General features: G+C 73.0%; 17 protein-coding genes. 4 read left to right on the forward strand and 13 right to left on the reverse strand.

Going from position 1 to position 23,064, the window contains the following annotated elements; genetic code table 11:
• Positions 1–72: 72 nt before the first annotated feature.
• The 4 genes from RIU97_RS11100 to RIU97_RS11115 form a co-directional block, all read right to left on the reverse strand.
• Positions 73–1,857, reverse strand: coding sequence for an ATP-binding cassette domain-containing protein (locus RIU97_RS11100; protein ID WP_404955730.1), 1,785 nt, complete (start codon positions 1,855–1,857; stop codon positions 73–75).
• A gap of 188 nt (positions 1,858–2,045) precedes the next feature.
• A complete protein-coding gene (locus RIU97_RS11105; protein WP_327416817.1) occupies positions 2,046–2,792 on the reverse strand; it encodes an NUDIX domain-containing protein in 747 nt (248 codons plus the stop codon).
• Between the two features lie 117 nt (positions 2,793–2,909).
• The gene (locus RIU97_RS11110) at positions 2,910–4,898 is read right to left on the reverse strand and encodes a glycogen debranching N-terminal domain-containing protein (RefSeq protein WP_404955732.1); all 1,989 of its coding nucleotides are present in this window, start codon (positions 4,896–4,898) and stop codon (positions 2,910–2,912) included.
• A gap of 275 nt (positions 4,899–5,173) precedes the next feature.
• Complete coding sequence (locus RIU97_RS11115) at positions 5,174–6,439, reverse strand: DUF4192 domain-containing protein (RefSeq protein ID WP_404955734.1); 1,266 nt, start codon at positions 6,437–6,439, stop codon at positions 5,174–5,176.
• Positions 6,440–6,561: 122 nt separating this feature from the next.
• On the opposite strand from RIU97_RS11115, the gene RIU97_RS11120 reads away from it, so the two are divergent.
• Both RIU97_RS11120 and RIU97_RS11125 read left to right on the forward strand, forming a co-directional pair.
• Positions 6,562–8,721, forward strand: a complete 2,160-nt coding sequence (locus RIU97_RS11120; RefSeq protein WP_404955736.1) for a RecQ family ATP-dependent DNA helicase — start codon at positions 6,562–6,564, stop codon at positions 8,719–8,721.
• Between the two features lie 215 nt (positions 8,722–8,936).
• Positions 8,937–9,566, forward strand: coding sequence for a hypothetical protein (locus tag RIU97_RS11125; protein ID WP_404955739.1), 630 nt, complete (start codon positions 8,937–8,939; stop codon positions 9,564–9,566).
• Between the two features lie 298 nt (positions 9,567–9,864).
• Here RIU97_RS11125 and RIU97_RS11130 read toward each other — a convergent pair whose 3' ends face one another.
• From RIU97_RS11130 to RIU97_RS11140, 3 genes are all read right to left on the reverse strand, one after another.
• Positions 9,865–10,542, reverse strand: coding sequence for a hypothetical protein (locus RIU97_RS11130; RefSeq protein ID WP_361761104.1), 678 nt, complete (start codon positions 10,540–10,542; stop codon positions 9,865–9,867).
• Positions 10,543–10,601: 59 nt separating this feature from the next.
• Positions 10,602–11,312 (reverse strand): ribonuclease HII, encoded by a 711-nt coding sequence (locus tag RIU97_RS11135; RefSeq protein ID WP_404955742.1) that lies wholly within the window; start codon positions 11,310–11,312, stop codon positions 10,602–10,604.
• A gap of 114 nt (positions 11,313–11,426) precedes the next feature.
• Positions 11,427–12,029 (reverse strand): TetR/AcrR family transcriptional regulator, encoded by a 603-nt coding sequence (locus RIU97_RS11140; RefSeq protein ID WP_404962809.1) that lies wholly within the window; start codon positions 12,027–12,029, stop codon positions 11,427–11,429.
• Positions 12,030–12,170: 141 nt separating this feature from the next.
• On the opposite strand from RIU97_RS11140, the gene RIU97_RS11145 reads away from it, so the two are divergent.
• Positions 12,171–13,724, forward strand: a complete 1,554-nt coding sequence (locus tag RIU97_RS11145) for an MFS transporter (protein WP_404955744.1) — start codon at positions 12,171–12,173, stop codon at positions 13,722–13,724.
• An 82-nt stretch (positions 13,725–13,806) separates the two neighbouring features.
• Here the strand turns inward: RIU97_RS11145 and RIU97_RS11150 are convergent, their stop codons facing one another.
• The 5 genes from RIU97_RS11150 to RIU97_RS11170 form a co-directional block, all read right to left on the reverse strand.
• Entirely contained in the window at positions 13,807–15,273 is a 1,467-nt protein-coding gene (locus RIU97_RS11150; protein WP_404955746.1) for a DUF4153 domain-containing protein, read from the reverse strand.
• 496 nt (positions 15,274–15,769) lie between these two features.
• On the reverse strand, positions 15,770–16,687 hold the full coding sequence (locus RIU97_RS11155; RefSeq protein ID WP_404955748.1) for an ADP-ribosylglycohydrolase family protein: 918 nt from the start codon (positions 16,685–16,687) through the stop codon (positions 15,770–15,772).
• A gap of 11 nt (positions 16,688–16,698) precedes the next feature.
• A complete protein-coding gene (locus tag RIU97_RS11160) occupies positions 16,699–17,358 on the reverse strand; it encodes a histidine phosphatase family protein (RefSeq protein ID WP_327416804.1) in 660 nt (219 codons plus the stop codon).
• Positions 17,359–17,430: 72 nt separating this feature from the next.
• Positions 17,431–18,036 carry a YdbC family protein gene (locus RIU97_RS11165; RefSeq protein WP_404955750.1) on the reverse strand — a complete coding sequence of 202 codons (606 nt, stop codon included), beginning with the start codon at positions 18,034–18,036 and terminating at the stop codon, positions 17,431–17,433.
• 32 nt (positions 18,037–18,068) lie between these two features.
• Positions 18,069–18,908 (reverse strand): arylamine N-acetyltransferase, encoded by an 840-nt coding sequence (locus RIU97_RS11170; protein WP_404955752.1) that lies wholly within the window; start codon positions 18,906–18,908, stop codon positions 18,069–18,071.
• Between the two features lie 93 nt (positions 18,909–19,001).
• Between RIU97_RS11170 and RIU97_RS11175 the strand changes: the two genes are divergently transcribed.
• On the forward strand, positions 19,002–19,961 hold the full coding sequence (locus tag RIU97_RS11175; RefSeq protein WP_404955754.1) for a DUF1152 domain-containing protein: 960 nt from the start codon (positions 19,002–19,004) through the stop codon (positions 19,959–19,961).
• A 149-nt stretch (positions 19,962–20,110) separates the two neighbouring features.
• Here RIU97_RS11175 and RIU97_RS11180 read toward each other — a convergent pair whose 3' ends face one another.
• A complete protein-coding gene (locus tag RIU97_RS11180; protein ID WP_404955757.1) occupies positions 20,111–22,999 on the reverse strand; it encodes a vitamin B12-dependent ribonucleotide reductase in 2,889 nt (962 codons plus the stop codon).
• Positions 23,000–23,064 lie beyond the last annotated feature (65 nt).

Genomic DNA, 23,064 nt, shown 5'->3' on the forward strand with positions numbered 1-23,064 from the left:
GGAAGTTGCGGTCTGCTTGACGCGACACGGACGGCAACGGTCCCGTCCGTGCCTTCTCCGGCACCGGAACGATCACCAACGGACCCGGCTGCGCAGTCCGGTGAACCCATAGGCGCACAACAGGACCATCAGCGACAACACCAGTGCGGTCCCGACGGGTTGGGCCATCACCCGCAGGGCTCCCACGAGCAGGCGGTCCGCCTCCGGCGGCCACTGCACCCAGGTCAGGCCCCGCAGCCGGGGCCCGAGCCCGGTAACCGGGTACGCGGACGGGCCCTCCAGGGCCTTGCGCACCAGCGGCACCACCATCACCGGTACGGCGAGCACCGCGGCCAGCCCGGCGGTGGCCGACCGGAAGACGCCGGAGGCCAGTACGCCGGCCCAGGCGCAGCCGACCAGCAGCCCGGCCCAACTCACCGCCGGGGACAGCCACTCCCCCGGGGTGCGCAGCGGGCCGCTGTCGAAGACGAGCGCGAGGGCGGCGGCGTCGGCCGCCACGGCGAGGGCGCCCAGCAGCAGGGCGAGGGCGGCGCAGACGCCGAGCTTGGCGATGAGCAGCCCCATCCGGCGGGGCACGGTGCCGCGGTCGGCGGCGAGCGCGGGGTAGCGATACTCCTCGCCGAAGGCCAGCGCGCCGAGCAGTCCCGCGCCCACGGCGGCGGGCGGCAGCGGCAGCAGCTCGGGCCAGGCGGCGAGCAGCCGGTTCTGCGGGGTCTGACCGGCTCGGGCCAGGACCAGAGCGGTGAGGACGGAGACGGCGACGACGAAGGCGGCGGTGAGGACGGGCGTGGCGGTGCCGAAGACCCGCAGCAACTCGTAGCGCAGTGGCCGCAGCGGCCCGCCCACGCGGCGCACGGCCGAGGCCGGCCGGCCGGAGCGGGCGTGCCGCGGCCGGCGACCGGAGTCCTCGGCACGGGCCTCTGCGGGCTCCGACGGGCTCGCGGGCCCGGAGGCGCGGGCGTGCGGGACGGGCGCCGTCGGCGAACCGGCGTCACCCGTCTCGTCGGCGAGCTGGTGGACCAGCACGCCGTGCCGGAACGCCGCCTCCCCGACCTCGGCGCAGTTGCTGCCGTACACCGACAGACGGCTGCCGCTCTCCTCGACGATCTCCAACGAGCGCTGGGCGGCCCGGGCCTCCCGGCCCAGTACGTCGGCCAGCCGGGCGGCGTGCGGGGTGCGCACGGCGACCCGCGGCCGCAGCCGGGTGCGGGCGAAATCGGCCGCGTCCTGGTCGGCGACGAGTCGGCCCGCCTCGATGCTGACGACCCGGTCGGCGCTGCGCGCGGCCTCCTTCGCGTCGTCGGTGGTGAAGAGCACGACCCCGCCGAGGGAGGCGTGGCCGCGCAGCAGCCCGTGCAGCCAGCCGCGCTCGCGGGGGGAGAGTCCGGCGCTGGGCTCGTCCAGGAGCAGGGTGCACGGATCGGCGAGCAGCGCCGAGGCCAGTGCGACCCGGCGCTCCATGCCGAGCGAGAGCGAGCCGAGCCGCTGGTCCCGGAGGCCGGCGATGCCGACGACCTCCAGCATGGTGTCGGCCCGGGACGCCGGCACCCCGGCGGCGGCGCAGAGCATCCGCAGCTGGTTGCGGACGGTCCGCGAGGGGTTGCCGGGGAGGTCCCCGAGCACCACGCCGACCTCACGGCCGGGGTACGGGAGCCGGTGCAGTGGACGGCCGCGGAAGTAGGTGACGCCGCGGCCCGGTTCGAGTTCGAGCATGAGCCGCAGTGCGGTCGTCTTGCCCGATCCCGGCTCGCCGAGCAGGGCGGTCACGTGCCCCGGGCGGGCCTCGAAGGTGAGGTCGTCCACGAGGGGCGGGGCGTCGGTTCGGTGTTTGCTGGTGAGTCCGATGGCCTGGAGCATCGCTTCTCTCGCGGGGGGTGAGACCGCTCTGCGGCAGGGTGAGTACCGCAAGCAAGATAGCGCGATATGTCCGATTTTCTGCGCAACCGGTCCGATGGGATGCCGGTATTGCCGTCAGAGTCGGCGCGCCCGCCGGGCCCGGCCCCCGCGCCGCCGGTCGCACCCCGGCCGGCCCTTGTGGCGCGGCGTCAGACTTCCGGGCGCAGCATCGGCGGGTTGAGCAGGGTGGCCCCTCCCGCGCGGAACAGCTGGGCCGGACGCCCGCCCTGACGGGTCGTCGTCCCTCCGGCCGGCACCAGGAATCCGGGGGTCCCGGTGACCTTGCGGTGGAAGTTGCGCGGGTCGAGGGCCACGCCCCAGACGGCCTCGTAGACCCGGCGCAGCTCGCCGACGGTGAACTCGGGCGGGCAGAAGGCGGTGGCCAGCGAGGAGTACTCGATCTTCGAGCGGGCCCGCTCCACACCGTCGGCGAGGATCCGGGCGTGGTCGAAGGCGAGCGCGGTCGCGGCCTCGTCCGGGGCGGCCAGCAGCTCGTCCACGGGGGCCCAGCGCGCGCTGTTGGCGTCACCCCCGGCCCGCGGCGCCGGCAGGTCCGGAGCCAGCACCAGGTGCGCCACGCTGACGACGCGCATGCGCGGATCCCGCTTCGGATCGCCGTAGGTGGCCAGCTGTTCGAGGTGCGCCCCGTTGCCCGCGCCGGGCAGGGCGGGATCGTGGGCGCACAGGCCGGTCTCCTCGGAGAGCTCCCGCGCGGCGGCACCGGCCAGGTCCTCGTCCCCGCGGACGAATCCGCCGGGCAGCGCCCAGCGCCCCTGGAACGGCTGCTCACCCCGTCGGACGACCAGCGCGCAGAGCGCGTGGCGCCGCACGGTGAGCACGACCAGGTCGACGGTGACGGCAAAGGGCGGAAAGGCCGACGGGTCGTAGGGCGACATGCCGCGATCATAGTCGTCTGCCTGACGATAAACAGCTCTTTGGTGACCTTGAAGACACTGTTCCGGAACCGGGGGGCCGCCGGCCCGGCAGACAGCCCGGTACGACCGGCCACGGCATTAGCCACCCAGTTGGAGCGCATCGGCGGCCTCCTCCACCATGCCGAGGCCGAGCCGGCTGATCCGGACGGCGAAGGGCTCCCCCGACACCCGCAGGCCCGCGAGCCGGAGCGCGCCGAGGGGGGCGCCGGAGAGCGGGGCGAGGGCGACCGTGCCCGAGGGGGCATCGGGGCGGATCCCGGCGAGGGCGGTCAGTGCGTGGACCCCGGCCGCCGCGGCCACGGCGGCCGGGCGGCAGGCCGCCGGGTGCGGGACGGGCGCGCTGCCGGCGGTGCGCTGCTCGGCCGCGAACATCTCCGGCAGCCGGTACCCGAAGGCCTCGGCCGCGTCCAGCAGGCCCCTCAGCAGACCCGCGGCCTCCTTCTCGAAGCCCGCCTGGGCCAGGCCCGCCACCGCCACGGCGCTCTCGTACGCCCGGACCGCGCCCGAGCGGTGGCCGAACGGGTTGTGCCCCGGCTCCCTGGTCGCCATGCTTCGCAGCCCCCATCCGGAATCCATGGCAGGGGCTCCGAGCAGCCGGGCCAGCTGCTCCGAGCGCGCGCGGTCAAGGAGCCCGGGGGCTGTGCGGCCGCCACCGATCAGTCCGGTGTCGAGCAGGTGGGCGGCGGCACCCGTCAGCCTGGGAAGCGGCCGCCCGTCGGGATGCAGGGCCGAAGCGGGCCGCCCGCCGTCCGGACCGTCGATCCAGAACCCGGCCCGGAACCGCTCCCGCAGCGCGGCGGCCCGCTCCCGCCACTCCTCGGCTCCGGGCCGCCCGCATCCGGCGAGGAGGTCCGCGCCGAGCACGGCGGCCCGGTGGGCGTGGGCCTGGGTCTCGCAGCGCCGCGGGCCCGGGTCGGGATCGGCCAGGAGGCCGTCCTCCCCCAGAGCGCCGCGCAGCCAGTCGAGGCACCGCTCGGCGGCCGGGAGCAGCCGGGCCACCTCCTCTTCCGGCATGCCCCAGAGCCGGGCTTCGGCGAGCACCGCCGGGAAGGCCAGGGTCGCCTCCGTGCCGGTGCACCCCGGCGGCAGCTGCGGGCCCGCTCCGCGCAGCGGCCCCGGGATCTTCCCGGCGTCGTGGCCGCTCCCGTCGGTCTGGGTCCGGGCCAGGATGCGCAGGGTGGCAGCGGCGAGACCGGTCCCGAGGGGCAGCGCCATCCGCGCGGCCCACAACGACTCGGCCGGGGCCAGGCCCAGCCTCCAGGGCGCCCCGGCGGCCACGAAGGCGTCGCCCGGTGCCTCGGGATCCCTCAGGAGCAGCGCGCCCAGGTCCTCGACGCTGCTGCGGAACCACGCCTCGACCCTCGGATCGTCCCCTTCGGCCCGGGCGTCGGCCAGTGGGTTCGCCACCTGCCCGGCGGAGGCCCGCACGACCCGGTCCTGGGTGGTCCGCAGCTCGATGGTGCGGGATTCGCCGGGGCCGAGTTCGAGCTGCCAGCGCAGCAGCCCCGCCGAAGCCAGCGCATCGTCCGGCGGCGGCTCTGCGGCGGTGACCGTCTGCGCCTGGGCGGTGCTCCAGCGCAGCCCGGCGGCATGCACCCCGGCGGGCAGCTCCGGCCCGGCCCGGCCGGCGGCCACGGCGGCCAGCTCCGCCAGGTCGGTCCCGAGCAGGACCTCCACGGGCAGGCGCAGCGGCCGGGCCGAGAAGCTGCGCAGGGTGATCCGCTCGGTGCCGTCCGCGTGCCTGACCCGTTCCACACCGATGTCCGGGTCGGGGCCGGGCTCGGCACCGGTGCGCACGGTCGCGGTGAAGGCGGCCCTGTCGGAGCCGAGGCTGCGTCCTTGGACGGCGACCGGTTCCCGGCCGCCGACGCGCAGCATGCAACGGGACAGCAGCCTGCGACCTGCCCGGTAGATCCCGTCGATTCCCCGCCCGGTCAGCTGGCCGTGCTCCGGCGAGATGACCAGACAGGGCGCGGCTACGCAGATGACGGCGCCGTGCACGGGCGGCAGTTCGGACCTGCGGGCGGCGGGCACGCCGGATGGGCGGGGAGGTGCGGGGTGAGACATGTGTCGCCTTGTCTGCGCTCCGGTCGGTTCAGCTGGGCGGCGGCGTGGCCGGGCCCCCACCACCCCACATCTGAACGCCCCCACCCCCGCCCGGGTCACGGTCTCCTGACCCGCCCGGGTCACGAGCGCCGGTCCCGTCCGGGTCACGAGCCCCGGCCGTGCGCGGGTCACGGGCCCCGGCCGCGCATACGCGGGGCGGAGCCTGCGCCGCAGGGTCCGGCACAGGGCGCTCCGGAGCAGCCGCACCGGACCACGGCGCCAGGGCGGGCGCGCCCTCACTGCTCGCTCCCCGCGGTGCGGCGGGACCCGCGGCGGGGCGCCGTCCGGCCCCGCCGCCCGGGAGGACGGGTACCGGCCGAGGAGCGCCCCCGCCGCGGCTCGCGGCGGCGGCGCTCCTCCCGCAGGCACTCCCGCAGCCCCTCGGGGTCGATCCCCTCGTTGCACGCGTGGTGGAGCAGCTGGGCGAAGCGGTACTCGGCGTCCGCCCGCAGGGCCAGGCCGAAGGCGATCCGGGCGGTCGGCTCGTCCCCGGTGGACCACGAGACCCAGTCCGCGAGGGTGAGCGGGGCCGCGGCGTGCTCGCCGTAGGCCCCGACACAGCGCCGGGCGAGGGCCCGCCACAGCCGCAGGGCCGGGGCAGCCTCCTCGTCTTCCATCCACTCCGCCGCGATGTCCCGGATCTCGCGGTCCTGGAGGCCCAGGATCAGCGAGGCGGCCTCGTCGTGACCCAGCAGGGCGTCGTCCCAGTCGTCGGCGTGGGAGCCGCCCTCTACCGGCGGGGCCAGGGTCATGCGCCGCATCAGGGCCTGCGCGAGCGAGATGGTCTCGGCCCCGACCTCCTCCCGGGTGGCCCCGTCGAGGATCCTCGGCATCAGGGCCGCGGCCGCGCGGTCCAGGGCCCGTTCCGCCTCGTCTGCCACGGCTCCGCGCAGTGGTGCGAGCCGGCCCTCGATCTCCTTGAGGGAGCCCCGGACCTGAAGCCCGGCGAAGGTGGCCGTCGCGGCCATCACCGAGGTGCCGACCGCGGCCAGCCGGGTGCCCTCGGCAGGGCAGCACCGCTCGTCGGGGCAGACGTAGGACCAGAATCGGCCCTCGGAGAGGCACAGGGCCTCCAGGACCGGCACGTCCAGCGCTCCGCAGGCCAGCCGGATCCGCTGGGCGAACGGCCGCAGCCGGGTCATCACCCGCTGGCCGTTCTCCTCCCCTCGCGGCTCCTGGCAGAGGTACACGACGATGCCGTCGGGCTTGCCGCCGCGGCGTTCGCTGCCCCGGATCAGGCAGTCGGCGACCTGCCGGGCGGTGTCCTCCCATTCCGCGGGCTCGGTGGGAATGCCGACCCGGAGCCGGCCGCCGAAGCGTCCGCCCTCGCCGTGCACGGCGACCAGGACGAGGGAGTCGCTCGGGTGGAAGCCGAGCATGTAGGGCAGCGCGTCGGCCAGTTCGGCCGGGCTGCGCAAGGTGATCTGGAGGCCGGTGGCGGCTCCGGCCGGGCTGATGGAGGGCCGGTCGGACTGGCTGCGTGATTCGTGGTTGTTCGTCATGGCACGAAGGTCCCGTGCATGATCCGATCCCGCGAGCCCTGTGGATAACTGTTGACGCTTCAATTTCCACAGGTTCAGAGCGGCATTGGCGCGATGTCACAGGCATCGGGTTGCATGGGGGCATGAACGCAGACCTGAGGTCCTCGGCCGACTCCGTACTCGCCCGTCTCGTGGGTGACCCCACGGGCACCGCCCGGCTGCGCGAGGACCAGTGGCGTGCGATCGAGGCCCTCGTCGCGCACAAGCGACGTGCGCTGGTGGTCCAGCGCACGGGCTGGGGCAAGTCCGCGGTGTACTTCGTCGCCACCTCGCTGCTGCGGGCGAGCGGCGCCGGCCCCACCGTGATCGTCTCCCCGCTCCTCGCGCTGATGCGCAATCAGGTCGAAGCCGCTGCCCGGGCCGGGATCCGCGCCCGCACCATCAATTCCGCCAACCCCGAGGAATGGGAGGGCATCCAGGCCGAGGTCGCCGCCGGCGAGGTCGACGTCCTGCTGGTGAGCCCGGAGCGGCTGAACAACCCCGACTTCCGCGACCAGGTCCTCCCCAAGCTCTCCGCCGCGACGGGTCTGCTCGTGGTGGACGAGGCGCACTGCATCTCCGACTGGGGGCACGACTTCCGCCCCGACTACCGCCGGCTGCGCACCATGCTGGCCGACCTGCCGCCCGGCGTCCCGGTGCTCGCCACGACCGCCACGGCCAACGCCCGCGTGACCGCCGACGTCGCCGAACAGCTGGGCACCGGAGCCGGCACGGACGCCCTGGTGCTGCGCGGCCCGCTGGACCGCGAGAGCCTGAGCCTGGCCGTGCTGACCCTGCCCGACGCGGCGCACCGGCTGGCCTGGCTCGCCGACCGGCTCGGCGATCTGCCCGGCTCCGGGATCATCTACACGCTGACCGTGGCCGCGGCCGAGGAGGTCACCGCGTACCTGCGCCACCGCGGGCACACAGTGTCCTCGTACACCGGCAAGACGGAGAACGCCGACCGCCAGCAGGCCGAGGACGACCTCCAGGCGAACCGGGTCAAGGCGCTGGTGGCCACCTCCGCCCTCGGCATGGGCTTCGACAAGCCGGACCTGGGCTTCGTGGTGCACCTCGGCTCGCCCTCCTCCCCCATCGCCTACTACCAGCAGGTCGGCCGCGCCGGCCGTGGTGTGGAGCACGCGGAGGTGCTGTTGCTCCCCGGCCGCGAGGACGAGGCGATCTGGCAGTACTTCGCCTCCGTGGCCTTCCCCCCGGAGGAGCAGGTGCGCCGCACGCTGGACGTCCTGGCCCAGGCCGGCCGGCCGCTGTCGCTGCCCGCCCTGGAACCGCTGGTGGACCTGCGTCGCACCCGGCTGGAGACCATGCTCAAGGTCCTCGACGTCGACGGCGCCGTGCACCGCGTCAAGGGCGGCTGGACTTCGACGGGCGAGCCGTGGGCCTACGACGCCGAGCGCTACGCCTGGGTGGCCCGGCAGCGGGCCGCCGAGCAGCAGGCCATGCGCGACTACGCGGCGTCCACCGAGTGTCGGATGGAGTTCCTGCGCCGCCAGCTCGACGACGAGGAGGCCGCGCCCTGCGGCCGCTGCGACAACTGCGCCGGGGCCCGGTTCACCGCCGAGGTCTCCACCACCGCGCTGGACAGCGCCCGCGGCGAGCTCGGCCGCCCGGGGGTGGAGCTGGAGCCGCGCAAGATGTGGCCGACCGGGCTCCCGGCGGTCGGCGTCGACCTCAAGGGCCGCATCCCCGCCGGGGAGCAGGCCTCGACGGGCCGGGCGCTGGGCCGGCTGTCCGACATCGGCTGGGGCAACCGGCTGCGGCCCATGCTCGCCCCGCAAGCTCCGGACCAGCCGATCCCGGACGACGTCGCCCAGGCCGTGGTCGCGGTGCTCGCCGACTGGGCGCGGGGCCCCGGCGGCTGGGCCTCGGGGGCGCCGGACGCCCCGGCCCGGCCGGTGGGTGTGGTCGCCCTGCCCTCGCGCAGCCGCCCCCGGCTGGTCGGTTCGCTGGCCGCGCGGATCGCGGAGGTCGGCCGGATGCCCCTGCTCGGCACGGTCGCCTACACCGATCAGGCTCCGGAGTTCGGAGCGGCGGCCTCGAACAGCGCCCAGCGGGTGCGGGTGCTCCACCAGGCCCTGACCGTGTCCCCGGAGCTGGCCGAGGCGCTGGCGCAGGCGGCGGGCCCGGTGCTCCTCGTGGACGACCGCTCGGAGAGCGGGTGGACCCTCGCGGTGGCCGCCCGACTGCTTCGGCGGGCAGGCGCAAAGGAGGTGTTCCCGCTGGTGCTGGCACTCCAGGGGTAGCCGAATGCGTCATCCTCGGCGCGGCGGGGCAAGGATATGAACGGCATACCGGCGAATTCCGGTCGGCGGCGTCAATTGCTCGTTGCCGCACGCTCAGAAGCCACGCGAGAATTGGAGTGCTCCCGCTCGGCTCCTCGGCACTCTCCTGGGCCGCGCCGCGGCGCGCCCTGACTCCAGCCGTGCCCGTCCGCGGGCGTGTACCCGAAGGGAGGACCGTGACCTTCGGATTCGCGCCGCCTTCGACCTCGTCCCTGACAACGGCCACCGGCGCCGCCAGCCGGCACGGCAGGCTGCTGGAACCGGCCGCATGGACGGCGGCGGGCATTCCTCTCCTCCGCAACCCCCGCGAGGTCGTCAGCGGCCTGCACTCCCGACACAGCCCGGTGCCGTCGACCGCGGTGATCGCCGTCCTCGGCCCGGAGGAGCGGCTCGTGGCGAGCGCCTCCTTCGTGCAGCGGTCGGCCTCGGCGGACGGCTGGGAGTACCGCAACGCCCTGCTGTCCCGGCTGCGCCGGGTCCTCCCGCACGACCTGCGGCGGCGGACCCCGGTGCGCACGGCGGTCCTGCTCTACTGCCGCGAGGGCGACGAGCGGTGGACCGAGGAGGACGGGGCGTGGATGTGGGGGCTGCGGGACGCCTGCACCCTGCACGGGCTGCGCTGCGGCGCGTACATCACGCTGACCCGCGGCGGCTGGCAGGTGCTGGGTGAGGGCCGTGGCGGCCGTCAGCCCAGCTCGGACTCGCGGCCCCAGCGGCTCGGCGACACGGTGGCCGAGTTCGCTCCGCTCGCCCTGCACACCGGCGGCGGCGCGGTCGAGGCCCTGCGCCGGACCGCCGCGCGCTAACCCTCGTACGGCGGGCCTGGCCGCACGGGTGCTCCCCCGGGCGGACGTACGCGCGACGCGTGACGGGCGACGGGCGAACGACGTACCGGCCTACGGGAACCGGGCGTCCGCGGGCAGGCCTCACGGCCGTACACCCGGAACCGGGCGTACGGCGGATCAGGCCTCGGATTGCAGCCCGGACTTCGGCTCGGGCCTCACATCGGCTGCGGCTCGGGCTGCGCCCCGGACCTCGGCCCGGGCTTCAGCGGGGCCGGCTCAAAGCCCGCCCCGCCCCTCGCCCGTGCCGGGGTACAGGGCGTCAGACGCCCGCACCCAGCACGGAGTTGATCTGCTGCGCGTCACCGCACACGATCAGCAGCGCACCGGCCCGGGTGAGCGCGACCGGCAGGGCGCCGGCAACGCTCTCGACCGCTCCGCCGTTGACCGCGAAGACCACGACCGGACGGCCTGCGGCACGCTGGACCTGCGCCGCGTCCGCGTAGAAGACGTCGTCCCCGGCGTCGTGCAGGGCCCAGTACGCGGCCTCGCCGAAGGACAGCTCGTGCGCGGCCCACGGGTGCGGGTCGCCGGTGGTGAGCACCAGGATGTCGCCGGGCGCGCGCCCGGTGTCGAGCAGCAGGTCGACGGCCTCTTCGGCCGCGTCCAGCGCACCCTCGACGGAAGCCGGGATCAGCTGGATCTGCGGCACCGCCGCGGAGACGGACGGTGCGGTGGGAGCAGCGGCGGGCGCTGCGGGAACGGGTCCGGAGGCGGCCTGCGGCGCACGCTGCGCGGGCGCTGCGGGCCGGGGGGCACCACCCGTGCGGCTTGCCGCTACGGGGGAGGGACCGGGGCGTCCGGGCCGCGGTACGGCGGCGGGACGCGGACCAGGTACAGGGCGGGGGGTCTGCGCGGTGCGGCTCGCGGCCGGCGTGACGCGGGGACCCTGGGCACTCTCGTGAATCTGAGGCTCCTCGATGGCGGGGGTGAGAGGCATGAGTTGATGTCTATCAAACACCGGTACGAAACGTACCGGCCGGTGGCACATGGGTGCGATCAGAAATCGAAGCCGAGTTGGCCTCCGTTTTCCAGCTCCATCGATTCCTCGCTGCGGCGCACCTTCTTCAGGTGGCGCCACCGGGGCAGCCCGTCGAGGTACGACCACGAGAGCCGGTGGTAGGGGGTGGGCCCCAGCTCCTCCAGCGCCGCCCGGTGCACGGGCGAGGGGTATCCGGCGTTGGCGGCGAAGGCGAAGTCCTCGATTCCGCCGCCCTGTTCACCCAGCTCGGCCATCATCCGGTCGCGCGTGACCTTCGCGATGACCGAGGCCGCGGCGACGGCGATGCAGGACTGGTCGCCCTTGATCACCGTTCGGACCCGCCAGGGTTCGCCGAGGTAGTCGTGCTTGCCGTCGAGAATCACCGCGTCGGGCCGCACCGGCAGGGCCGCCAGGGCGCGCTCTGCCGCCAGTCTCAGGGCGGCCGTCATGCCGAGCTCGTCGATCTCCTCGGGCGAGGCGTGCCCGAGGGCGTACGCGGTGACCCAGCCCTCAAGGACGTCGAGCATGGCATCGCGCCGCTTGGCGGTGAGCAGTTTGGAATCGGTCAGCCCGGCGGGCGGCCGGCGCAGGCCGGTGATCGCCGCGCACACGGTGACGGGACCGGCCCAGGCCCCTCGTCCGACTTCGTCGACCCCGGCGATGACCTTGGCGCCGGTGGTTGCACGGAGGGAGCGTTCGACGGTGTGGGTGGGTGCTTCGTACGGCATGGCGCCAGCAAGGTTACGCCGCCCCGAGCCGACTGCACACCCCCGCCCGGGTCCGACCCCGCCCGATCCGGCACGGATCCCGCTCCGCGCGCCCCGCGCCGCGCCCGCCGCGTCTCACGCCCTGAGCAACGGCACCATCACCTCGTCGATCAGCTCCGCGATCTCCGCGTCCCCCCATTCGCTACCGCACACCTTGGCGCGGTACATCAGCATCGCCGGAATCACATCCACAACAAACGGACCCGTTGCGTCCGGCCGTACGTCACCCCGAGCGATTCCCCGCAGGACAAGCTCCCTGATCAGCCGCTGGGCCGGCTCGTGCAGGCCCGACCAGATGACCCCGCGGAACCGGTCGGCATGCTTGTGATCGCATTCGTGAAGCACCGACCGCAGCGCCTGTCCGGCGCAGGAATGCATGACGTCCCGCGTGCGCACGCACAGCAGGTGGAGGTCCTCACGGATCGACCCGCCGTCGGGAATCTCTCCTATCTGCGGCAGACCGGTCCGCAGCGCATCGGCCACGAGCTCAGCCTTCGACGGCCAGCGCCGATAGAGGGAGGCCTTGCCGGTATGCGCGCCGGCCGCGACGCCCTCCATGGTGAGCGCGTTCCAGCCCACCGTGCTCAGCTGCTCCAACGCGGCGTCCAGAATCGCCCGTTCGAGTTCGGGACCCCGTCTGCGCCCCGGCGACGCCACCGACCAGCGCGAACCCGCCACCATCTCCACCTCCCGGCCGGCCCCGTGCCCGACGTACGCGTTTTCAGCCTTAGAGAACGCTTGCGTTCCCTAAGGCTCGGCTCCTACCGTAGCCCCGTAGTGAACGAATACGTTCACTATTTCACTTTGGGGGGATCCTCAGTGACAAGCTCTCAACTCGCCACACCCCGGATACCGGGGGCAGCCCGCCGCGAGGGGCGTCCCGGAGTGGCGCTCGCGGTCATCGCCGCGTGCCAGCTCATGGTCGTCCTCGACGCGACGATCGTGAACATCGCGCTCCCGCACATCCAGGACGCGCTCAGCTTCAGCACCACCGACCTATCCTGGGTGCTCAGCGCCTACACCCTCACCTTCGGCGGCCTGCTGCTGCTCGGCGGCCGGGCCGGAGACATCCTGGGCCGGCGCCGCGTATTCCTGTCCGGAATCCTGCTGTTCACCCTGGCCTCCCTCCTCGGCGGATTCGCCCAGGAGCCCTGGCAACTGCTCGCGGCCCGCGCCCTGCAAGGGGTGGGCGGCGCGATCGCCTCCCCGACCTCACTCGCCCTGATCACCACGACCTTCCCCGAAGGCCCCGAACGGAACCGGGCGTTCGGGGTGTTCGCCGCCGTCTCCGCGGGCGGCGGCGCGATCGGCCTGCTGGCCGGCGGCATGCTGACCGAGTGGCTCGACTGGCGCTGGGTGCTCTTCGTCAACGTCCCGATCGGCGTGCTGATCGCGGTCCTCACCCCCCTCTACATCACCGAGTCCGAGCGCCACCCCGGCCGCTTCGACATCGCCGGAGCCCTCACCTCAACCGGCGGCATGGCCTCGCTCGTCTACGGGTTCATCCGCGCGTCCGAGGACGGCTGGCGCGACTCGCTCACCATCGGCTCCTTCGCCACGGCCCTCGTCCTGCTCGCGCTCTTCGTCATCATCGAGTCACGGGCCCGCGAGCCGATCATCCCGCTGCGCATGTTCGCCGACCGCAACCGCACCGGCACCTACGTGATCATGCTCGGCCTCGCGGCGGCGATGTTCGGCATGTTCTTCTTCATCGTCCAGTTCGTGCAGAACGTGCTGGGCTTCTCCCCGATCCAGTCCGGGCTCGGCTTCCTGCCCGTGACCGTCGCCATCGTCACCGCCGCCGGCCTCTCGCAGCGGTTCCTGCCGCGCTTCGGCCCCAAACCCTTCATGGTCATCGGGTCCGCGCTCACCGGGACCGGCCTGGCCTGGCTGACCTTCCTCCGCACCGACAGCTCGTACGTCTCCGGAGTGCTCGGCCCGATGCTGCTCTTCGGCTTCGGCATGGGCCTCAACTTCGTGACCCTCACCCTCACCGCCGTCTCCGGGGTGGCACCCAAGGAGGCCGGCGCGGCTTCCGGACTGCTCAACGCCAGCCAGCAGGTGGGCGGCTCGCTGGGCCTGTCCATCCTGGTCACCGTCTTCGGCACGGCCAGCCGCGACGAGGCCGCGAAGCAGGTCCCGGCCTTCATGGCGCAGGCGAATCCCGACCAGCTGGCCGCCTTCAAGGAGACCCGGCAGCTGCCCGACCCCTGGGGGGACCTCGTCCTCGCCCAGGGCATCTCCACCGCGTTCTTCGCCGCCGTGGCGATGGCGGGCCTGGCCCTGGCCACCGCCCTGCTGGTGATCCGGGTGCGCAAGAGCGACCTCGACGCCCTGGCCGGAGCGGCCGCGCAGGGCGGCCCGGCCGCCTGAACTCCTGCCGTACGGGAGCCCGGGCGCGGGGAACGGTCCCCGCGCCCGGGCTCTCGTACGGACTTCCCCCGCGCCGCGTCCCCTAGGACTCCTGGCGGCTTCCGAAGGTGCCCAGGCGCGAGCAGACCTCGTACGAGGCCGTCACCGGGCGCTCGCGCAGGATCTGCCGGGCCCGGTACTCGCCCAGGCTCATGGCGTGCCAGGGGACGTCCCCTGCCCTGGACATCTCGTCGTTGATCCCGCGCAGGGCGCAGGACCTCTGGGGCTCGGGCAGCCGGTCCAGGGCGGGCGCGGCGTCGGCCGACAGGGACTGGAAGTAGGCCAGGTCGATCTTCTTGTCGACCTCGAAGCGGGTGACGTTCCGCTCGGCGACCATCCCGTCCGGGGACAGCAGGCCGAAGGCCAGGACGGCGGCCGCGGCACTGCCCGCGACCGCACGCGGCAGCCAGCGTGCGCCGAACACCCCGGCCGCCATGATCAGTACGATGACCAGCCCGAGCCACAGCTCCATGGCGGCCACCGACACACGCAGCCTGGTCAGCCCGTACGCGTCCACGTAGAGGTCCATCCGGCGCAGCGCGGCGGCGACGACGACGAGGGTCAGCGCGCACAGCACGCCGAGGACGATGCGGACGAGGCGGCGGTCGCCCGCTCCGGAGCGCGGGGCCCAGCGCAGGGCGAGCGCGATCACGACGAGGGTGAACAGGGTGGCCCAGAGCAGCTGCCAGAAGCCCTGGCGGGCGTACTCGGCGTAGCTCAGGTCGGTGCTCTCCAGAACCTTGTCGTAGCCGCCGAACAGGACGGCCAGCTGGACGGCGTTGAAGGCGGCGAAGAGCAGGTTGAGCACGACGAGCGGAAGGGCCCATTCGACCCGGGAGCGCGGCTTGCCCGGGGCCACCTTGATCCGGTCCCAGCGCAGCGGGGCCGCGGCGGTGCGGGCGGCGGCGAGCGCGATGAGCGTCCCGAGGAGGAAGAGCAGGAACCGGATGGGCCCGTTCTCCGTCGACACCTCGGGCATCAGGCCGCCCAGGAGGTCGGCGAAGGCGGCGTCGGCGGAGGCGAACAGCGCGCCGAAGACCACCAGGAGGGCCACCGCGACGGCGGTCGCCTTGACGATGGGCAGCCAGCGGTCCTTGCTGACCCCGCCGCGCGACCGCAGTCCGACCAGGGCCCAGGCGAGCCCTGACACGGCGGAATCGAAGAAGCCGAGCGGGCTGAGCAGGACACCCGGCCAGGTGCGGCTGCCGTGAAGGGCCAGCGCGCCGAGCAGGACGGCGGACAGGATCGCGAGCGTGGACGGCCAGGCGGAGTCGCGCAGGGCGGGTACGGCGAGGAGGGCGAGGCAGCCGATCGCCCAGACCACGGTCCAGGGCCGGGCCGTACGCCGGGCCGTGCGGGCGGCGACGTACGCGGCGAGGACGGCGGGCAGCACCGCGAGCAGGAGGCCGGGGCCCATGCCGTCGCCGAGGAGCAGTGCGGCGGCGAGGCCGGTGGCGAGGGCGGCGAGGAGAGTGGCGGTCGCGATGGGGGCCGCCTCGGCGGGGCGCACGCTCGTGACCCACGAGGGTGTCGCGGACGACGCGTGTGCGCCGGGCCATTGGCGCTGCTGGTGCTGGTGCGCCTGCCAGGCCTGCCACGCGGCGGCGTCGGCGGGCCCCGCCGCTGGCGGGGCGGCCGGGCCGGTGGGTGCGCTTGCGGCCGGTGCAGCGGGGGCCGCTGTTGCTGCCGGGGCGACCGGTGCCGCCGGAGCGACCGGTGCCGCCGGAGCCGGACTCGCGGGCGAATCCCCGGCCGTGGCTCCTGCGTTGACTGGTTCCTTCGGTTCCTTCGGGCCCTTGGACCGGGCTTCTTCGGCCCCGCCGGTGTTCTCTGGCATCGGGTTCCCTCCCCTGTCGGCCGCCCCATCGTTCCGTGGGGGCGGCGCAGCGGACAGAGTAGGCCGGTGGCAGGTGGTTTTGAACAGGATCAAAAGATCCCTGTGGCAGGACCGTGACAATCGGAAGGACTCATTTCACCCCGCTCCGGACGCCCGGAGCGGGGATCCGTCAGCGCGCCGCCGCCTCCGGCAGCCAGGCCGGCAAGGCCTCGGTACGCGCCAGCCACGCGGCGGGCAGCACCGCGTCCCCGCGCGCCCCCAGCACCCCGCCGACGATCGCACAGGTCGTGTCGACGTCGCCGCCCACCTGCGCGGTGGTCCAGAACGCCCGCTCGTAGTCGTCCAGCGCACGCGCCGCGGACCACAGGGCGAACGGCACGGTGTCGTGGGCGCTCGTGCGCCGCCCGCAGCCCAGAACGGCCGCGACCGTGGTCGCGTCGCCGTAGTCCAGCATGTCCCGCGCCCGCCGCAGCCCGGCGCCCACGGCGCTGCGCGGCACCAGCGCGATGACTCCGTCCAGCAGGTCGGAGGCCTTCGGCGGACCGTCCGGAGCGGCGGCCAGCGCGGCCGCCGCGGCGACGGCCATCGCCCCGCACACCGCCTCACGGTGCTGGTGGGTGGTGTACGCGGAGATCTCCGCCTGGTGGGTGGCCTGCTCCGGGTCGTCGGCGTACCAGGCGCCCAGCGGAGCGATCCGCATGGCGGCGCCGTTGCCCCACGAACCCTGCCCGTTGAACAGCTCCGCGGCCAGGGTGCGCCAGTCCTCGCCCTCCCGCACCAGCCGCAGCATCCGGTTGACCGCGGGCCCGTAGCCCCGGTCGAAATCGTGGTGGTGGGCGAAGGAAAGCGCGAGCGCGTCCTGGTCTATCCGTCCGTGCCCGGCCAGCACGGCCACCACAGAGCAGGCCATCTCGGTGTCGTCGGTCCACTGCCACGTCTCGGTGCCGGCGGGCAGTTCGCGCCGCTTGAGCAGCGGGTAGTTCACGGGGACGAAGTACTGGGAGCCCAGGGCGTCGCCCAGTGCCAGCCCGCGGAGGCTGGACATGGCGCGCGCGTAGCGCCGTTCGGGAGTGGAGTCAGGCGTCATCGCGGTTCACTCTAGCCGTCCAGGTCATAAGGCTCGGGTGTGGTCCACCGCTCAAACGGGCGGTCCATCCGGTACCGGCCGTCCGGGCCCCGCAGGAGCACCCGGAATTCGCCGTTGCCGGGATTGGACAGGGCCTCGAATTCGGCGACCGACCAGTGGAACCAGCGCATGCAGAACAGCCGCATCGTCAGCCCGTGCGTCACCAGCAGGACGTTCTCGGGGTGGTCCGGGGCCTCGAAGCTGCGGTAGAGGCTTTCCAGGAAGGAGCCGACCCGGTCGTACACGTCGGCCCCGGACTCGCCCTGCGCGAACCGGTAGAAGAAGTGTCCGTACGCGTCCCGGTACGCCTTCTGCAGCCGTACGTCGTTCCGGTCCTGCCAGTTCCCCCAGTCCTGCTCGCGCAGCCTCGGCTCCTCGCGCATCCGGACCCGCGCCGGGTCCAGCCGGAGCTCACGGAAGGTCTGCAGGGTCCGACGGTAGGGGGAGACGTACGCGCTGATGGTCTCCTCGCCGAAGAGCTCGCGCAGCCGTACCCCGGCCGCCGCAGCCTGCTCGCGCCCGTTGCGGGTCAGCCGCAGGGCGTGGTCGGGCTCGCGTTCGTACACCGAGTCGTCGGCGTTCCCCTCCGATTCCCCGTGCCGGACAAGGACGATGCGCCGTGGTCGAGCCATCCCACGACCCTATTCGGCCATCGGCCGACCGGTGCACCGGGCACGCCGAACGGCCTGGCGACAGTCGTACGGTCATACCGTCCAGGACGGTTCGAGGTCGACGACGTCACCGGTGAGGGCCTCGACATCGGCCTGGATCTGGGCGCGCAGGGAGAGCCGCTCGACCCGCTCCTGCCGGTACTTGCCGTGCTCGGCGGCCGCGTGCCACATCGACAGCACCAGGAACTCCCGGCCCGGGGCCTCCCCGAAGAGACCGCGGATCATGCCGGGCGAGCCCGCCATCGCCGGATTCCACACCTTCTCCTGCATCAGCGCGAAGTGGTCGACCCGGCCCTCCCGGACGCGGGTGTGCGCGACCCGCACCACGTCGGCGTCGGTGAAGCGCGGCTCGAAGCCGGTCTTCACGTCGAAGCGGTGATCGAAGAGGGTGGCCCGCAGATCGGTGTAGGTGCCGTTCTGCGCGGCGGCCAGCCGGTCGTGCGAGCGGGCCATGAAGGAGTCGTAGAAAGACCGGCTCTCCCAGAACGCGAAGACATGCGCGACCCCCTGCCGGCCCCGGCTCCAGCCGCCGCCCTGCCCCCGGAAACCCGGCTCGCCCGGCAGCCCCGCCCATTTTCGCTGCCCGCGCTCGAACCCGCGTCGGTCCGTCACCGTGCAGCGAATCCACTTGACCAGCACTGCGCCATCGTACGGGCCAGGCGCGGCCCGGGTCAGTCCCCGGCGCGGTGGATCCGCACCAGTTCCGCCGCATCCCGCTCGGTCAGGCGAAGCCCGAACTCCCGGTCGAGCACGGCGATCAGCTCGTCCGGTCCGACGGCCCGCCGCTCGGCCCGCCCGTCGGGATGCAGCAGGGTGAGCTCCCGCCCGACGAGCGCCCGGCGGACGGAATCGCCCGGGTAGTGGACGACGAGCCGCCCCACGAAGGAGGAGTGGGGGTGGGTGGAGCTGTAGTGGCTGAGCAGGACGTAGTCGACGGGGTGGTAACGCTGCGGGGAGAAGGCGTACAGGTCCCGCCAGGTCCCACCGCGCAGGAGGCACAACACGAGGACGCCGTCCTCCTCCTCGCGGACGCGGTACGTCCACTCCCCCTGCTCGACGGCCGTGCCGGGGCGCCCCAGCGGAACCGGCTCGCGAGGGCCCTGGTGGCCGAACCCCACGTCGCACAGCCACGGTTCGCCCTCGACCGTGACGACGAGGACGGCGTGCGTCACGGCCAGCAGGGAGTCCCCGCGGGTGCGGTTGCGGGCACCGCGCCCGGAGACCTCGAAGCCGATCCGCTCCAGGGCAGCGGCCAGCAGCGAATTCTGCTCGTAGCAGTAACCGCCGCGGCGGGCGTGCACGAGCTTGTCCTCGATCGACTTGACGTCCAGCGCGACGGGGCGGCCGAGCAGGACGTCCAGGCTCTCGAAGGGGATGGCCGCGGTGTGGGCCCGGTGCACTGCGTACAACGTGGCGAGGTCCGGCTGGAGTTCCCGGCTCTCCCCCGCATTCTCCTGATATCCGATCCGCGCCAGATACGCGTCCAGGTCCAGCTCGTCACCGCTCCACATGGCTCCCCGCTTCCCCGTTCCCCCGTGCCGTCGGCATCGCGCCGCCGCGAAAAGCCGGGGCACCGCTTCACCGCACCCCGCACAATGATCGCCATGACGGCCCTGCACACCAACCCGCTTTTCGCCCGCCTCGCCGACGCCGAACGGATCCTGGTCGCCGGCGCGGGCGGCGGCTTCGACATCTACGCCGGCCTGCCCATCGCCCTCTCCCTCCTGCACCAGGGCAAGGAGGTCCATCTGGCGAACCTCTCCTTCAGCTCCCTCGCCGGACTGCCCGTCGAGGAATGGGCCGCCCCCGACCTCGCCGTCATCACGCCCGACTCCGCGCCCCACCAGACGTACTTCCCCGAGCGGACGCTGGCCCAGTGGCTCCGGCTGCACGGCTACCCGGCGCGCGTGTACGCCTTCCCGCAGACCGGCGTGCAGCCGCTGCGCGCCGCCTACCGCGAGCTGGTGGACCTCCACCGCATCGACGCGATCGTCCTGGTCGACGGCGGCACGGACATCCTGATGCGGGGCGACGAAGCGGGCCTCGGCACCCCCGAGGAGGACCTGACCAGCGTGGCGGCGCTGGCCGCGCTGGACGACGTACCGGAGCGGCTCGTGGTGTCGGTCGGCTTCGGCGTGGACGCGTACCACGGGGTCAGCCACGCCCTGGTGCTGGAGAACATCGCGGCACTGGAGCGCGCGGGAGCGTACCTCGGCGCGTTCTCCGTGCCGCGCGCCACCCGCGAGGGCGCGCTCTTCCTGGACGCGGTGGCCCATGCCCAGGACCACACGCCGGACCACCCCAGCATCGTCAACGGCTCGATCGCCGCGGCCGTCCGGGGTTCCTTCGGCGACGTGCAGTTCACCACCCGCACCCAGGGCAGCGAGCTCTTCGTGAACCCGCTGATGTCGCTGTGCTTCGCGTTCGACCTGCCGGGCCTGGCCGCGCGCTGCCTCTATCTGGACCGCATCGAGGACACCCACCTGATGCGCCAGGTGCATTCCCGGATCGCGGAATTCCGCGAGGACCTCGTCACACGCCCGCCCCGCCGCATCCCCCACTGAGAAGGAACTCAGCCGGGCCCATCGCCGCGGTGGGCCCGCAGGGACACGACGAAGGGGACCGGCCTCGGGCCGGTCCCCTTCGTGACCTGCTGGTCAGCTACCTGCGCGGGCTACGTCGGACGGTGCGTCCGCCGCGGCCCCGCCCGGTGTCAGCTACAGCCGCTGGTGGAGCCGCAGCCCTCGCAGATGTAGCAGGAGCCGGCGCGCTGCATCTTCGTACCGCAGGAGAAGCAGAGCGGGGCGTCGGCGGAGACGCCGAGCTGCATCTCGACCAGTTCGGCGCTGCTGTGCGCCGTCTTCGGAGCCGGGACCGGGACGGTCACGGCCGGCTTCGGTGCCGACGGCACCGCGGCCAGCGGGACCGACTGGGTCAGGGACTCGGTGTCCAGCTCGTCCTCGAGGGGCTCGTAGGAGCCGGTGTCGAGGTGGCGCTGGCGCTCCTCGGCGGTGTGGATGCCGAGGGCCGAGCGGGTCTCGAAGGGCAGGAAGTCGAGCGCCAGGCGGCGGAAGATGTAGTCGACGATCGACTGCGCCATCCGCACGTCCGGGTCGTCCGTCATGCCGGCCGGCTCGAAGCGCATGTTGGTGAACTTCGAGACGTAGGTCTCCAGCGGCACGCCGTACTGCAGACCGACCGAGACGGCGATCGAGAAGGCGTCCATCATGCCGGCGAGGGTCGAGCCCTGCTTGGACATCTTCAGGAAGACCTCGCCCAGACCGTCGTCCGGGTAGGAGTTCGCGGTCATGTAGCCCTCGGCGCCACCGACCGTGAAGGAGGTGGTGATGCCCGGGCGGCCCTTCGGGAGGCGCTTGCGGACCGGTCGGTACTCGATGACCTTCTCGACGGCCGCGCGGATGGTCTCCTCCGTCTTGGCGGTGACCTCCTCCTTCTCCTCTTCCTTCTTCTTCGCGGAGAGGGGCTGGCCGACCTTGCAGTTGTCGCGGTAGATCGCGAGCGCCTTGACGCCCATCTTCCACGCCTCGAAGTAGATCTCCTCGATCTCCTCGACGGTCGCCGTCTCCGGCATGTTGACCGTCTTCGAGATCGCGCCGGAGATCCAGGGCTGGATCGCGGCCATCATGCGGACGTGGCCCATCGCGGAGATGGAGCGCTCGCCCATGGCGCAGTCGAACACCGAGTAGTGCTCGGTCTTCAGGCCCGGGGCGTCGACGACCACGCCGTGCTCGGCGATGTGGGAGACGATCGCCTCGATCTGCTCCTCCTGGTAACCCAGGCGGCGCAGGGCCTGCGGGACGGTGCCGTTGACGATCTGCATCGAGCCGCCGCCGACGAGCTTCTTGAACTTGACCAGGGCCAGGTCCGGCTCGACACCGGTGGTGTCGCAGGACATCGCGAGGCCGATGGTGCCGGTCGGCGCGAGGACGGAGGCCTGGGAGTTGCGGAAGCCGTTCTTCTCGCCGAGGCGCAGGACGTCCTGCCAGGCCTCGGTGGCCGCGGCCCAGATGACGTTGTCGAGGTCCTCGGTGCGCGGCGCGAGGGCGTTGGCGTCGGCGTGCTGCTTCATGACGCGCTTGTGGGACTCGGCGTTGCGGGCGTAGCCGTCGTACGGGCCGACGATGGCGGCCAGCTCGGCGGAGCGCTTGTACGCCGTACCGGTCATCAGCGAGGTGATCGACGCGGCGAGGGTGCGGCCGCCGTCCGAGTCGTACGCGTGGCCGGTGGCCATCAGCAGGGCGCCGAGGTTGGCGTAGCCGATGCCCAGCTGGCGGAAGGCGCGGGTGTTGTCGCCGATCTTCTGCGTCGGGAAGTCCGCGAAGCAGATGGAGATGTCCATAGCGGTGATGACGAGCTCGACGACCTTGGCGAAGCGCTCGGCGTCGAAGGACTGGTCGCCCTTGCCGTCGTCGTTCAGGAACTTCATCAGGTTCAGCGAGGCGAGGTTACAGGACGTGTTGTCCAGGTGCATGTACTCGCTGCAGGGGTTGGACGCGGTGATGCGGCCGGACTCGGGGCAGGTGTGCCAGTTGTTGATCACACCGTCGTACTGGATGCCCGGGTCGGCACAGGCCCACGCGGCTTCGGCGAGCTTGCGGAAGAGCGCCTTGGCGTCGACCTTCTCGATGACCTCGCCGGTCATGCGGGCCCGCAGGCCGAACTCGGTGCCGTTCTCGACGGCCGTCATGAACTCGTCGTTCACGCGGACGGAGTTGTTGGCGTTCTGGTACTGGACGGACGTGATGTCGTCGCCGCCCAGGTCCATGTCGAAGCCCGCGTCGCGCAGGGCGCGGATCTTCTCCTCCTCCTTCACCTTGGTCTCGATGAAGGCCTCGACGTCCGGGTGGTCCACGTCCAGGACGACCATCTTGGCGGCGCGGCGGGTGGCGCCGCCCGACTTGATCGTTCCCGCGGACGCGTCGGCGCCGCGCATGAAGGAGACCGGACCGGAGGCGTTGCCGCCGGAGGAGAGGAGCTCCTTGGAGGAGCGGATGCGGGAGAGGTTCAGGCCGGCGCCGGAGCCGCCCTTGAAGATCATGCCCTCTTCCTTGTACCAGTCGAGGATCGACTCCATGGAGTCGTCGACGGCCAGGATGAAGCAGGCGGAGACCTGCTGCGGCTGGGGCGTGCCGACGTTGAACCACACCGGGGAGTTGAAGCTGAAGATCTGGTGCAGGAGGGCGTAGGTCAGCTCGTGCTCGAAGATCTCCACGTCGGCGGGCGACGAGAAGTAGTCGAAGTCCTCGCCGGCCTTCGTGTACGTCTTCACGATCCGGTCGATCAGCTGCTTCAGACCGGTCTCGCGCTGCGGGGTGCCTACCGCGCCGCGGAAGTACTTGCTGGTGACGATGTTGACCGCGTTCACCGACCAGAAGTCGGGGAACTCGACGCCACGCTGCTCGAAGTTGACCGAGCCATCGCGCCAGTTGGTCATGACGACGTCACGGCGCTCCCAGCTCACCTCGTCGTAAGGGTGCACGCCGGGGGTGGTGTGGATGCGCTCGATACGCAGGCCGCCCTTGGCAGCCTTGGTCCCCTTGGCGCGGGAACCACGTGCCGAGCTGCTCGCCGTCTCTGTCATGCCGCTTCCTCCCATATGCGGGCAAAAACGCCCTAAAGTGCCAGCGCTATTCCGCGGCACGGTGC

It is taken from the genome of Streptomyces sp. 147326 (assembly GCF_045000215.1).
Taxonomy (GTDB): domain Bacteria; phylum Actinomycetota; class Actinomycetes; order Streptomycetales; family Streptomycetaceae; genus Streptomyces.

What these genes read in the sequence shown, in the direction of transcription:
- RIU97_RS11100 (WP_404955730.1), bottom strand. Translation starts at nt 1,857, where the DNA reads ATGCTCCAGGCCATCGGACTCACCAGCAAACACCGAACCGACGCCCCG.
- RIU97_RS11105 (WP_327416817.1), bottom strand. Translation starts at nt 2,792, where the DNA reads ATGTCGCCCTACGACCCGTCGGCCTTTCCGCCCTTTGCCGTCACCGTC.
- RIU97_RS11110 (WP_404955732.1), bottom strand. Translation starts at nt 4,898, where the DNA reads ATGTCTCACCCCGCACCTCCCCGCCCATCCGGCGTGCCCGCCGCCCGC.
- RIU97_RS11115 (WP_404955734.1), bottom strand. Translation starts at nt 6,439, where the DNA reads ATGACGAACAACCACGAATCACGCAGCCAGTCCGACCGGCCCTCCATC.
- RIU97_RS11120 (WP_404955736.1), top strand. Translation starts at nt 6,562, where the DNA reads ATGAACGCAGACCTGAGGTCCTCGGCCGACTCCGTACTCGCCCGTCTC.
- RIU97_RS11130 (WP_361761104.1), bottom strand. Translation starts at nt 10,542, where the DNA reads ATGCCTCTCACCCCCGCCATCGAGGAGCCTCAGATTCACGAGAGTGCC.
- RIU97_RS11135 (WP_404955742.1), bottom strand. Translation starts at nt 11,312, where the DNA reads ATGCCGTACGAAGCACCCACCCACACCGTCGAACGCTCCCTCCGTGCA.
- RIU97_RS11155 (WP_404955748.1), bottom strand. Translation starts at nt 16,687, where the DNA reads ATGACGCCTGACTCCACTCCCGAACGGCGCTACGCGCGCGCCATGTCC.
- RIU97_RS11160 (WP_327416804.1), bottom strand. Translation starts at nt 17,358, where the DNA reads ATGGCTCGACCACGGCGCATCGTCCTTGTCCGGCACGGGGAATCGGAG.
- RIU97_RS11170 (WP_404955752.1), bottom strand. Translation starts at nt 18,908, where the DNA reads ATGTGGAGCGGTGACGAGCTGGACCTGGACGCGTATCTGGCGCGGATC.
- RIU97_RS11175 (WP_404955754.1), top strand. Translation starts at nt 19,002, where the DNA reads ATGACGGCCCTGCACACCAACCCGCTTTTCGCCCGCCTCGCCGACGCC.
- RIU97_RS11180 (WP_404955757.1), bottom strand. Translation starts at nt 22,999, where the DNA reads ATGACAGAGACGGCGAGCAGCTCGGCACGTGGTTCCCGCGCCAAGGGG.